Genomic DNA, 12,578 nt, shown 5'->3' with positions numbered 1-12,578 from the left:
ATGTATCACCACAAAACCAATGTGGGAGCGGGCTTGCTCGCGAAAGGGCCATCACATTCAACATCAATGTCGACTGATAAGCCGCTTTCGCGAGCAAGCCCGCTCCCACAGGGGGATCTTCGTTGGGTCGAAGATCGCTTACAAAATACGAACGCGCAACGAACGGCCCTTGATCTTGCCGTCGTTCAAACGCTGCAAGGCTTGCTTGGCGACGCCGCGCTCCACGGCCACATAGGCCTGGAAGTCGAAAATCGCGATCTTGCCGACCTGGGCACCGGGGATGCCGGCGTCACCGGTCAGTGCGCCAAGAATGTCGCCCGGACGAACCTTGTCCTTACGGCCGGCAGCAATGCACAGGGTGCTCATCTGCGGCAACAGCGGACCACCGCCCTTGGAGGTGAGGTTGTCCACCTGATCCCAGGTCAGTGGTGTCTGCTGCAATTGCTCGATGGCCTGGGCGCGCTGCGCTTCGGATGGCGCCACCAGGCTGACCGCGAGGCCTTTCTCACCGGCGCGGCCAGTACGGCCGACGCGGTGGATGTGGATTTCCGAATCACGGGCCAGTTCGACGTTGATCACCATGTCCAGGGAATCGATATCGAGGCCGCGGGCGGCGACGTCGGTCGCCACCAGTACCGAAGTACTGCGGTTGGCGAACATCGCCAGCACCTGGTCGCGGTCTCGCTGTTCCAGATCGCCGTGCAGGCCGACGGCGGAAATGCCTTTGGCGGTCAGGTGGTCGACGGTTTCCTGAACCTGCTGCTTGGTGTAGCAGAAGGCCACGCAGGAGGCCGGGCGGAAGTGGCCAAGGACCTTGGTCACCGCACTCATGCGGTCGTCCGGGGAAATCTCGTAGAAGCGCTGCTCGATCTGCGTGTCGTCGTGGAACGCCTCGGCCTTCACTTGCTGCGGGTTACGCATGAACTTCGAGGCCAGCTGCTTGATGCCTACCGGGTAGGTGGCGGAGAACAGCAGGGTCTGGCGACGCTCCGGGGCCTGCATGATGATTTCTTCGATGGAATCGTAGAAACCCATGTCGAGCATGCGGTCGGCTTCGTCGAGGATCAGGGTGTTGAGGCCGTGGAGTACCAGCGAACCTTTGCGCAGGTGCTGCTGGATGCGTCCCGGGGTGCCGACGATGATGTGCGCGCCGTGTTCCAGCGAAGCGATCTGCGGGCCGAGGGACACGCCGCCGCACAGGGTCAGGACCTTGATATTGTCTTCGGCACGGGCCAGGCGACGGATTTCCTTGGCGACCTGGTCAGCCAGCTCGCGGGTCGGGCACAGGATCAGCGCCTGGCAACCGAAGTAACGCGGATTGATCGGGTTCAGCAGGCCGATGCCAAAGGCAGCGGTCTTGCCGCTGCCGGTCTTGGCCTGGGCGATCAGGTCCATCCCCTTGAGGATCACCGGCAAGCTTTGCGCCTGGATCGGCGTCATCTGGGCATAACCGAGGGAGTCGAGGTTAGCCAGCATGGCGGCGGACAGCGGCAAAGTATTAAATTCGGTGGCGATGGTGGTCACGGGACTGGCCTGCAAAACAAAATGTCGCGCAGTGTACCAGTCCGATGGCCATTCGCCCTAAGGTTCGATGTGCTCTTCCGGACGCTTGACGCGCCGTCCGTCTTCCCGGGAGAGCTGGGAAAAGATCGTTGCAGCCAGCATTGCCATGATTCCAACCGTCACGAACGTTAGTTGAAAGGCGCCCAAAACCGTCTCCACGCCGTCATTGCCGATCTCCGCCGTAAAGCCACCGAGCAATGCACCCGCGCAGGCCACGCCCAGGCTCAGGGACAATTGCGCGACCACCGACAGCAGGCTGTTGCCGCTGCTGGCGCTGGCGTCGTCGAGGTCGATCAGGGTCACGGTGTTCATCGCGGTGAACTGCAAGGAGTTGATCGCCCCGAGGATCGCCAGCAGGCACAGCAGCAGCCAGTACGGCGTCTGCTCACTGACCAGACCCATGCTCGCCAGCATGATCCCCAGCGCCAGGGTGTTGCCGGTGAGCACGATGCGGTAACCCAGGCGCTCGATCAGCGGGCGCGCCACCCACTTGGCGATCATCGCCGCCGCCGCCAGCGGCAGCATGCTCATCCCGGCCTGGGACGGCGAATAGCCCAGCGCCACTTGCAACAGTAACGGCACCAGAAAGGGCAGGGCGCCGCTGCCGAGGCGGGCGAACAGGTTGCCGAGAATGCCCACGGCAAAGGTCCGGGTCTTGAACAGCGACGGCGCGAACAGCGGGTTGTCGATATGCCCGGCGCGCAGCCAGTACGCCGCCAGGCACGCCATGCCGCCGAACAGCAGCAACATCACCCGCAAATGCGGCAGGTGCAGTTCGCCCAGGCCTTCCATGGCGATGGTGATCAGAATCATCGCCGCGCCGAACAGCACGAAACCCAGGCTATCGAAACGGGTGCGCTCGGTGCCGCGAAGGTCGGGGATGAATTTCCACACGGCGTAGCAACCGACCAGACCCACCGGCAGGTTGATCAGGAAGATCCAGTGCCAGGTCAGGTATTGCACCATCCAGCCGCCCATTGTCGGGCCGATCAAGGGGCCGAGCAGCCCGGGAATGGTGATGAAACCCATGATCCGCACCAGTTCCGAGCGCGGGTAGGCGCGCAACACCACCAGCCGCCCGACCGGCAGCATCAACGCGCCGCCCAGGCCCTGGATCACCCGGGCACCGATCAGCATGCTCAGGCTGCTCGACAATGCGCAGAGCAGCGAGCCGAGACTGAACAGCAAAATCGCACTGAAAAAGATCTTTCGGGTGCCGAAGCGATCGGCTATCCAGCCCGAAGCCGGGATCAGCAACGCGACCGTGAGCATGTAAGCGATGATCACACCCTGCATGCGTAATGGGTCTTCGGCCAAGTCGCGGGCCATGGCTGGCAGGGCAGTGTTGAGAATCGTCCCGTCGAGGGACTGCATGAAGAAGGCGATTGCGACGACCCACGGCACCCAACGGGCGGTGACAGCGTCGAGAGGTGGGCGGTTGGGCATGGGACCTCTTGGTAGGTTTTCATCGACATTGTAGGAGCTGGCTTGCCAGCGAAGCTTTTGGCGGCCTTGACGGCCCTTTCGCTGGCAAGCCAGCTCCTACAGGGTGTTGCGCATTTACAAGGTCAGGGTCAATCGGCTGACCAACGCCCCCGGCAACAACGCCGAAGCCGTCGCCCGCTGGCTATACGTACTCGCCGACAGCAACAACTCCCGCTCCTCGGTCAACGCTTCCAGTTGCGAACCGAGCAGGCTGAAAGCGCTGTCGTCGAAGCGCATGGTGCTGACCGGTGCCTGGATCTCGCCGTTCTCGACCCAGAACGTGGCAAAGCGGGTCATGCCGGTCAGGCGTGCGGCCGGTTGATCCGAGAAGTTCAGGTACCACAGGTTGCTGATGTACAGCCCTGTGCCCAGTTGCTTGAGGATGTCCGTGTCAGGCAATACCCCGGCTTTCATGTTCAGCGCACTCGGTGATTCACCGCCGCTGGCGCCGTTGGCGGTCAAACCGTATTCCGCAGCACTGCGCGAGCTGACCAGTTGTGCCCCGGCCTTGCCATTGACGATCAACCCCAGATCGCTGCGCGGATAACCTTCGTCGGAGAACGCCGGGCTCAGCGAGCCGGTGACTTTTTCATCCAGCGAGACCAGCGGACTGAACGCGCTGTCGCCACCGTAGAGCTTTTGCAGCGGGCTGCTTTTGCTGGCAATCGACTGTGCCGAGAAACCACCCCAGCACAACATGCCCATGATTTCTTCCAGCGCCGCCGGTGCCAGGTAAGCGCGGTATTGGCCGGGCGCCAAAGTGCGTAGCGGCCGACCCAGAAACTCAAGCTGCTCGCGGGCTTGCTGGAAGCGTTTGGCAAAGCCTTCGCTGCTCCAGTCGTGCCCGGCGTAGCTGGCTTTCACGGCCTGGCCGTTCTCGTGGAACAGGCTGAAGTCGAAGTTGAAACTGTTGGCCTGATGCCAGCCGAAGGCGCCCGAAGAGCTGGCAAAGCCACGACTGATCGGGCCGGCAGCGTAGAAACCGACAAGATCCAGACCTTCGGCGGCCTGGGTGATTTGCGCGACCACCTGCTCGGTGTCCGGCAGCGGATGCGACTGCACGTTGTTGCTCTGCCAGCCGTTGTGGTTGAGCAGCAGGTACGGGTCCGGAGGCAGCAGCGGCAGGGTTTCACGCAACTGTTGCAGACCTTCGCTCAGGCGCTGCGCATCCACCTGCGGATCGCCGGCCAGGGTGATGTGCAGGTCGGCATGCCGGCCTTCGTTGATCAGTTTCAGGCCGATGCTCGCCTGCTGCACCTGACCGGCCTGACGCACCTTGGCGTGGTTGAAACGCACGAAGGCCGACGACTCGGCAGCGTAGCTGAGGGTGAACTGCTCGGGCTCGTGAAGCGCTGCACGCAGGCTGTTGACCAGCGCCTTGAACGACGCGGACTGGCTGTTTGAAGGATTCATCAGGCGTCTCCTCCGAATACATCAACGTTGCTGAACACACAGGCCGGTGACGCGTGGCCGACGCGGATCACCTGGTTCGGTTCGCCCTTGCCGCAGTTCGGTGTGCCGAGGACCTTTAGGGTACTGGCATCGCCGACGGCGCTGAGGCTTTTCCAGAACTGCGCGGAGATGCCCCTGTAATTGGGATTCTTCACCACGCCCTTGAGTTCGCCGTTTTCGATCAGTTGGCCCCATTCGCAGCCGAACTGGAATTTGTTGCGCGCATCGTCGATCGACCAGGAACGGTTGGTCGACATCAGCACGCCGTGTTCGATACCGCCGATCAGCTGTTCGATGGACTGATCACCGGGCTCGATGTTGAGGTTGGCCATGCGGTCGATCGGCGGGCGGTTCCAGCCGCAGGCGCGGCTGTTGGCGACGCCGTCCATGCCGGCCCGGAATTGCGACAGCGCACCACCCAGCGGGCGCAGCAACAGGCCTTCACGGATCAGGAACTGTTTGCTGGCGGGCGTGCCGTCGTCGTCATGGCCGTAGCTGGCGAGCTCCTCGGGGATGTCCGGGTCGAAGGTCACGTTGAGCAGGCCGGAACCGTATTGCAGGCGGCCGAAATCGCAGGCTTTGACGAAACTGGTGCCGGCGTAGTTGCGCTCGTCACCGAGGATGCGGTCCAGCTCCAGCGGGTGGCCGATGGACTCGTGGATTTGCAGCATCATCTGGTCGGGCATCAGCAGCAGGTCGCGCTTGCCTTGCGGGGTGTTCGGTGCCAGGAGCAATTGCAGGGCCTGATCGGCCACCTGGGCACCGGCACCGATCAGGCCGCAGCGGCTGATGACGTCCGCCGCGCCTTGCTGGCCGAAGTTCTCGCGGCCCAGGCTGCGGGTCTGGCTGTCATTACCATCGTAGGCCGTGACGTCCAGGCCGGGGTAGACAAAGCGTTGGGCCTGGCGCAGTTCGGCACCGGCGCTGTTGAGGTAGATCTGCTCGACGTGGGTGATGCCGAGGCTGACCTGCCAGTTCACCAGGCGCTCGTCCTTGGGTACGGCGGCCGACTCGGTGCCAAGCAGTTGGTAGCAGTCGCTCAGGGACGGGAACGCCTGGTCGAGGTTGGGCGAAAAATAATCGGCGCGGTCGCTGGAAACAGCCTGCTCGCGCAGGTCCAGCAAGGCGTGGGGCTTGAGTCGATGGGCCTGGAGTTCGGCGCGTTCGAGGGCAGCTTGCAGGCCCTGTTGCGACAGGTCGTTGGTGGCCGCATAGGCCTCGACGCCATTGACCCGCACGGTCAGCATCGCCCCTTCGTCACGGCTCAGGCTTGGCGGTTCGGCGACGTTCTTGCGCACTGACAGGTACTGCCCGGATTCGCGCACATAACGCAGGGAAAAGAATTCAGCACCCGTGCGCAAGGCAGCGAAGCGCTGCTTGAGCTGGGGGTAGAAATCGAACATTCGTGAACCTCCTGGGTATGGAGTGGCGGTGGAGCGGTGCTGCGAGGGGAGGGGTGAAACGATTGCGTGGCGCTAGATTAGGCCTGCGAGGGGGGGCGGATCAAGGGCGGAGCGGTCTGAAGCGGGGATACTTTGGGAGGGGGTGGTGTCTGGTCGGGCCTCATCGCGAGCAGGCTCGCTCCTACATTCAACCGCATTCCCATGAGGGAGCGCGATCAACTGTAGGAGCGAGCCTGCTCGCGAATAGCCGTAACGCGGTGTAACGCCTTAAGCGATCTGGCTCAATTCCCGCACCGGCTTGCCCTTCACTGGCGCTTCACCCGCCACATAGTAAGTGGCGGTGCTGCGCGGCAACGGCTTGCGGCCACGGATCTTGTCGGCGATTTTCTCGGCCATCATGATCGTTGGTGCATTCAGGTTGCCGGTGGTGATGATCGGCATGATCGACGCATCGACCACACGCAGGCCTTGCATGCCATGCACGCGACCTTCGCCATCGACCACGGCCATTTCGTCGGTGCCCATCTTGCAGGAGCAGGACGGGTGGAACGCGGTTTCGGCGTGCTCGCGGATGAACTTGTCCAGTTGCTCATCGCTCTGCACATCGATGCCCGGGCTGATCTCGCGACCACGGAAGGCGTCCAGTGCAGGCTGCTGCATGATTTCACGGGTCAGGCGGATGCCGTCGCGGAATTCTTGCCAGTCCTGTTCGGTGGCCATGTAGTTGAACAGGATGCTCGGGTGCTGGCGCGGGTCCTTGGACTTGGCCTGGATGCGACCGCGGCTTGGCGAACGCATGGAGCCCATGTGCGCCTGGAAGCCGTGCTCTTTCACACCGTTGCTGCCGTTGTAGTTAATCGCTACCGGCAGGAAGTGGTACTGGATGTTCGGCCATTCGAATTCCGGACGGGTGCGGATGAAACCGCCGGCTTCGAACTGATTGCTGGCGCCGATGCCGGTGCCGTTGAACAGCCATTCGGCACCGATGGCCGGCTGGTTGTGCAAGAGCAGCGACGGGTACAGTGAAACCGGTTGGGTGCAAGCGTATTGCAGGTACAGCTCAAGGTGATCCTGCAGGTTTTCACCGACGCCCGGCAGGTCGTGGACCACCGGAATATCGAGCTTGTTCAGCAACTCGGCCGGGCCGACGCCGGAGCGTTGCAGGATCTGCGGCGAAGCGATGGCGCCGGAGCACAGCAGCACTTCCTTGCGCGCCTTGACCTCAACGCGCTCTTCTGCGGCGCCGACCAGGTAACGCACGCCGACTGCACGCTTGCCTTCGAACAGGATCTTGTCAGTCAGGGCGTGGGTGACGATGGTCAGGGTTGAACGTTTCTTGGCCAGGTCCAGGTAGCCGCGGGCGGTGGAGGCACGACGACCCTCCGGCGTCACGGTGCGGTCCATCGGGCCGAAGCCTTCCTGCTGGTAACCGTTCAAGTCTTCGGTACGCGGGTAACCGGCCTGCACGCCGGCTTCAACCATGGCGTGGAACAGCGGGTTGTTGCCGGCTTTCGGCGTGGTCACGCTGACCGGGCCGTCGCCACCGTGGTAGTCGTTCGGGCCGATGTCGCGGGTTTCCGCTTTACGGAAGTACGGCAGGCAGTCCAGGTACGACCAGTCCTCAAGGCCTGGCAGCTTCGCCCAGCCGTCGTAGTCCATGGCGTTGCCGCGGATGTAGCACATGCCGTTGATCAGCGAAGAGCCACCCAGGCCCTTGCCGCGACCGCACTCCATGCGACGACCGTCCATATGTGGCTCAGGATCGGTTTCGTAGGCCCAGTTGTAGCGACGGCCTTGCAGCGGGAACGCCAGGGCGGCCGGCATTTGCGTGCGGAAGTCCAAGCGGTAGTCCGGGCCGCCCGCTTCGAGCAGCAGGACGGTGACACCTGCGTCTTCGGTCAGACGGGTCGCCAGGGTGTTACCGGCCGAGCCGGCACCGATGATGATGTAGTCGAATTCTTGGGACATTGAATGCACCCTCTTTGATGTGGGTCAGGTCGAGCCTCGATGAGTGCTGCGCACTCAATCGCGAGCAAGCTCGCTCCTACAAGGGATCGGGGCTCCCACAGGTTTGGCGAACGACGCCAAACCTGTGGGAGCGCGCTTGCCCGCGAAGAGGCCCTCGCAGGCAATACAAGACTCGGGTCTTAGAACACCGAGACGTAATCGCCCAGCTCGACCTGTACCGATTTGATGCGGGTGAAATTGTTCAGTGAGCTGATGCCGTTCTCACGGCCGACACCCGACTGCTTATAGCCGCCAACCGGCATCTTCGCGTCGGACTCGCCCCAGGCGTTGATCCAGCAGATACCGGCTTCCAGTTGATGAATCACGCGGTGGGCGCGGTTCAGGTCCTTGGTGACGATACCGGCGGCCAGGCCGAAGTCGGTGTCGTTGGCGCGCCGGATCACTTCTTCTTCGGTTTCGTAGGTGAGGATCGCCATCACCGGGCCAAAGATTTCTTCACGGACGATGGTCATGTCGTCGGTGCAGTCGGTGAACACGGTCGGAGCGACGAACGCACCTTTGGCGAATTCGCCGTCGGTCAGACGCTCGCCGCCGCACAGGACGCGGGCGCCTTCTTCCTTGCCCTTGGCGATGTAGCCCAGCACGCTTTCCATGTGCGCGAAGCTGACCAGCGGACCGAAGTTGGTGTTTTCGTCTTGCGGGTTGCCGATGCGGATGCGTGCAACGCGCTCAACGATCTTGGCTTCGAAAGCGGCTTTCAGGTGGGCCGGTACGAACACGCGAGTGCCGTTGGTGCAGACCTGGCCAGAGCTGTAGAAGTTGGCCATCATCGCGGTGTCGGCGGCGCGATCGAGGTCGGCGTCGTCGCAGATGATCAGCGGCGACTTGCCGCCCAGTTCCATGGTCACGTCCTTGAGCGACGAGGCCGAAGCGCTGGCCATGACTTTCTTGCCGGTGTCGGTGCCGCCGGTGAAGGAGACTTTCTCGATGCGCGGGTGCTCGGTCAGCCAGGTGCCGACTTCGCGGCCGCTGCCAGTCAGGACGTTGAACACGCCGTTTGGCACGCCGGCTTCGGTGTAGATCTCGGCCAGTTTCAGGGTGGTCAGCGAGGTGACTTCACTTGGCTTGAAGATCATCGCGTTACCGGCCGCCAGGGCAGGTGCGGATTTCCACAGGGCGATCTGGATCGGGTAGTTCCACGCGCCGATACCGGCCACGATGCCCAGCGGCTCGCGACGGGTGTAGACGAACGAAGTGGTGCGCAGCGGAATCTGCTCGCCTTCGATGGCCGGTACCAGGCCTGCGTAGTACTCCAGCACGTCAGCGCCGGTGACGATGTCGACATAGCGGGTTTCGGAGTAGGCCTTGCCGGTGTCCAGGGTTTCCAGGGCGGCCAGCTCATCGTTGCGCTCGCGCAGGATTTCCACGGCGCGACGCAGGATGCGCGAACGCTCCATGGCGGTCATCGCGGCCCAGATTTTCTGGCCCTTTTCGGCGCTGACCACAGCGCGCTCGACGTCTTCCTTGGTCGCACGTTGTACTTTTGCGAGGACTTCGCCGTTAGCCGGGTTGATGGCTTCGAAAGTGGCGTCGCTGCTGGCGTCACTGTAAGCGCCATCGATGTAGAGTTTTTGCAGTTCGAAACGGGCCATAAAGTCCTCGCAAGAGCATTAAGTGGTTGGCACGGTCCGGTGGTTGAGCGTTTATGTGTGCTCTAACTCACCCGCTTGGCCAGTTGGGTATCCATGTATTCGTAAGCAATCTGTTGTGCCTGCCCGGTGTCGAAAGCATCTCCCGACAGCGCGCCGCGCAACCACAAGCCGTCGATCAACGCTGCCAGGCCTCGGGCGGCGCTGCGCGCATCATTGAGCGGCAGCACGCGGCGGAACTGGCAGCACAGGTTGGAATACAGACGGTGATCGTTGATCCGCTGCAACCTGTGCAAAGACGGCTGGTGCATGCTGGTGGCCCAGAAGGCCAGCCAGGTTTTCATTGCCGGGCCATTGACCTGGCTGGCATCGAAGTTGCCCTCGATGATCACCTGCAGATGCGCCCTCGGGCTGTCATCTTTCAGCGCCTGTCGGCGCAGGGTGACGTTCTCGCTGAGGACGGTCATCAGGTACCCCATGGTGGCGGCAATCAGGCCGTTCTTGTCCTGAAAGTAGTGACTGATGATGCCATTCGAGACACCGGCCAAACGGGCGATCAGCGCAATGCTGGCGTCCCCCATGCCGACCTGATCGACGGCCTGCAAAGTGGCTTCGATCAATTGCTGGCGGCGGATGGGTTGCATACCGACCTTGGGCATCTTGCACATCTCCTTAGGCCTTCCGGTGGGCGTAGAACGGCTACCGGGTTGAGGCCAGTCTATTTTGTTTTGATTGAACGTTCAATCAACAAAGAATAAGATCTGCGACAAATCGTCGCTGCCTACAGATTTTTCCTACATGTAGCGGCGGAAAAAACGACTTCCGAAACTGCTCGAAACCTACGCGCTGCGGCGCTCCAGGGGTTTCGGGCTTTTTTCGGGCTGTCTTTATATCACCCGCCGGTCGGCTGCCCACTAACCGATTGGTCGGGTAACTCGTTTGTCTTGCGTTCTTCTCTCGCACTGCCCGGAGCATCTGTGCCATGAGTTCTGCCTCGCTAATAAAGACCCCACCCGAGAAGGTGACGGTCAACGGTTGGGTGTTCTACACCTCTACCGCGTTGATTCTGTTGTTGACCGCCATTCTGATCATCGCCCCGCAAGAGGCCGGCAGAATGCTGGGTACGGCGCAAGCCTGGTTGTCCCGCAGCTTCGGCTGGTACTACATGGTGGTGATTGCCGCCTACCTGATTTTTGTCGTCGGCCTGGCTTTTTCGTCTTACGGCAAACTCAAGCTCGGCAGCAAGGACGATACCCCGGACTTCAGCTACGGCGCCTGGGCGGGGATGCTGTTCTCGTCGGGTATCGGCATCTCGTTGCTGTACTTCGGCGCGTCGGAGCCGCTGGATCACTACTTCAACCCGCCGGAAGGCGTGGCCGGCAGCAACCTTGCCGCCCGTCAGGCCGTGCAGCTGACATTCCTGCACTGGGGCCTGCACGGCTGGGCGATTTACGCATTGGTCGGTCTGGCCGTTGCCTACTTTGCCTACCGGCATAACCAGCCGCTGGCGTTGCGTTCGGCGTTGTATCCGCTGGTGGGCGAGCGTTGGGTCAAGGGCGCGGCCGGGCATGCGGTGGACGGCTTCGGCATGTTCGTGACCCTGCTGGGGCTGGTGACGAACCTGGGGATTGGTTCGCTGCAAGTGTCGTCGGGGCTGGAAAACCTGTTCGGCATGGAACACAGCAACACCAACCTGCTGATCGTGATCATCGTGATGAGCACCGTGGCGACCATTGCCGCTGTGTCGGGCGTGGAAAACGGCATCCGTCGCCTGTCCAACCTCAACATCGTTCTGTTCAGTGGCCTGCTGATTTTCGTCCTGTTGTTCGGCCCGACCCTGCACCTGCTCAACGGCTTCGTACAGAACGTCGGTGACTACCTGAACGGCGTGGTGCTGAAGACTTTCGACCTCTATGTGTACGAAGGCGACAGTGAGAAGTCCGACCGCTGGCTGGGCCTGTGGACCCTGTTCTACTGGGCCTGGTGGATTTCCTGGGCGCCATTCGTGGGCATGTTCATCGCGCGTATTTCCCGTGGTCGTACCGTGCGCGAACTGGTCGCCGGCGTGCTGCTGATTCCGCTGGGCTTCACCCTGGCGTGGTTGTCGATCTTCGGTAACTCGGCCCTGGACCTGGTGATGAACCACGGGGCGGTAGAACTCGGGAAGACGGCGCTGGAACAGCCGTCCATGGCGATCTACCAGTTGCTGGAGCATTACCCGGCGTCGAAGGTGGTGATCGGCGTGTCGATCTTCGTTGGTTTCGTGCTGTTCCTGACCCCGGCGGACTCCGGTGCGGTGATGATGGCCAACCTGTCCTGCAAGGGTGGCACCGTCGATGAAGACGCTCCGCACTGGTTGCGGATCTTCTGGTCGGCGGTGATCACCCTGGTGACCATCGGCCTGCTGTTCGCCGGCAACTTCGAAGCCATGCAAACCATGGTGGTGCTGGCCGGTCTGCCGTTCTCGGTGGTGCTGGTGTTCTTCATGTTCGGCTTGCACAAGGCCATGCGCCAGGACGTGCAGATCGAACAGGAGCAAGCGGAACTGGCGGCACGCGGTCGCCGTGGTTTCAGCGAGCGCTTGACCCAGCTGGACCTGCAACCGAGCCAGTCGGTGGTGCAGCGTTTCATGGACAAGCACGTCAGCCCGGCACTGGAAGATGCCGCCGTGCAAATGCGTGCTCAAGGTCTGCAAGTGCAGACGCTGCTGGGCAAGTCCAAGCGCTGCATGGGCCTGCGCACCGAGATGGAAGAGGGTAACCCGTTTGTCTACGAAGTGAGTCTGGACGGTTACCTGGCCACGCCAACCGAATCGGCTCAGTCCGATGAGGCACGTCAGCGTTACTACCGTGCCGAGGTGTATCTGCACAACGGCAGCCAGGACTACGACTTGATGGGCTTCACTCAGGATCAGATCACCCGTGACGTGCTCGATCAGTTTGAAAGCCATCGGCAGCTCCTTGGCCGGGTTTATAGCTAAGAAGTGAGTGGCGCGGTGTATCAGTTGCACCGCGTCGCCGCTTGAAAAGATCGCAGCCTTCGGCAGCTCCTACGCCGA

8 protein-coding genes are annotated in these 12,578 nt (G+C 62.1%); 1 reads left to right on the top strand and 7 read right to left on the bottom strand.

What is annotated here, in order from left to right; all coding sequences use genetic code 11:
• Nucleotides 1-138 precede the first annotated feature (138 nt).
• The 7 genes from dbpA to betI all read right to left on the bottom strand — a co-directional run bounded on the left by dbpA (nt 139) and on the right by betI (nt 10,179).
• A complete protein-coding gene (gene dbpA, locus AC1DWG_RS21065) occupies nt 139-1,476 on the bottom strand; it encodes an ATP-dependent RNA helicase DbpA (RefSeq protein WP_477788303.1) in 1,338 nt (445 codons plus the stop codon).
• A 105-nt stretch (nt 1,477-1,581) separates the two neighbouring features.
• Nucleotides 1,582-3,009 (bottom strand): multidrug transporter subunit MdtD, encoded by a 1,428-nt coding sequence (mdtD, locus tag AC1DWG_RS21060; protein WP_477762900.1) that lies wholly within the window; start codon nt 3,007-3,009, stop codon nt 1,582-1,584.
• A gap of 114 nt (nt 3,010-3,123) precedes the next feature.
• Nucleotides 3,124-4,461, bottom strand: a complete 1,338-nt coding sequence (locus tag AC1DWG_RS21055; protein WP_477762899.1) for a TldD/PmbA family protein — start codon at nt 4,459-4,461, stop codon at nt 3,124-3,126.
• Nucleotides 4,461-5,903 carry a TldD/PmbA family protein gene (locus tag AC1DWG_RS21050; protein WP_477788293.1) on the bottom strand — a complete coding sequence of 481 codons (1,443 nt, stop codon included), beginning with the start codon at nt 5,901-5,903 and terminating at the stop codon, nt 4,461-4,463. Before AC1DWG_RS21050 ends, AC1DWG_RS21055 begins: the two co-directional genes overlap by 1 nt.
• 267 nt (nt 5,904-6,170) lie before the next feature.
• On the bottom strand, nt 6,171-7,871 hold the full coding sequence (gene betA / locus AC1DWG_RS21045) for a choline dehydrogenase (protein ID WP_477788292.1): 1,701 nt from the start codon (nt 7,869-7,871) through the stop codon (nt 6,171-6,173).
• Nucleotides 7,872-8,050: 179 nt separating this feature from the next.
• Nucleotides 8,051-9,523, bottom strand: coding sequence for a betaine-aldehyde dehydrogenase (betB, locus tag AC1DWG_RS21040; RefSeq protein WP_477752449.1), 1,473 nt, complete (start codon nt 9,521-9,523; stop codon nt 8,051-8,053).
• A gap of 62 nt (nt 9,524-9,585) precedes the next feature.
• Nucleotides 9,586-10,179: a transcriptional regulator BetI gene (betI, locus tag AC1DWG_RS21035; RefSeq protein ID WP_223445474.1), complete on the bottom strand. Its 594-nt coding sequence runs from the start codon at nt 10,177-10,179 to the stop codon at nt 9,586-9,588.
• 380 nt (nt 10,180-10,559) lie between these two features.
• Between betI and AC1DWG_RS21030 the strand changes: the two genes are divergently transcribed.
• A complete protein-coding gene (locus AC1DWG_RS21030) occupies nt 10,560-12,500 on the top strand; it encodes a BCCT family transporter (RefSeq protein WP_477760727.1) in 1,941 nt (646 codons plus the stop codon).
• Nucleotides 12,501-12,578 lie beyond the last annotated feature (78 nt).

Source organism: Pseudomonas sp. P4_B3 (genome assembly GCF_056402295.1).
Note: the sequence above shows the minus strand (reverse complement) of the source record. Positions and strands in the feature narration are given on the sequence as shown.

What these genes read in the sequence shown, in the direction of transcription:
- dbpA (WP_477788303.1), bottom strand. Translation starts at nt 1,476, where the DNA reads ATGCTGGCTAACCTCGACTCCCTCGGTTATGCCCAGATGACGCCGATC.
- mdtD (WP_477762900.1), bottom strand. Translation starts at nt 3,009, where the DNA reads ATGCCCAACCGCCCACCTCTCGACGCTGTCACCGCCCGTTGGGTGCCG.
- AC1DWG_RS21055 (WP_477762899.1), bottom strand. Translation starts at nt 4,461, where the DNA reads ATGAATCCTTCAAACAGCCAGTCCGCGTCGTTCAAGGCGCTGGTCAAC.
- AC1DWG_RS21050 (WP_477788293.1), bottom strand. Translation starts at nt 5,903, where the DNA reads ATGTTCGATTTCTACCCCCAGCTCAAGCAGCGCTTCGCTGCCTTGCGC.
- betA (WP_477788292.1), bottom strand. Translation starts at nt 7,871, where the DNA reads ATGTCCCAAGAATTCGACTACATCATCATCGGTGCCGGCTCGGCCGGT.
- betB (WP_477752449.1), bottom strand. Translation starts at nt 9,523, where the DNA reads ATGGCCCGTTTCGAACTGCAAAAACTCTACATCGATGGCGCTTACAGT.
- betI (WP_223445474.1), bottom strand. Translation starts at nt 10,179, where the DNA reads ATGCCCAAGGTCGGTATGCAACCCATCCGCCGCCAGCAATTGATCGAA.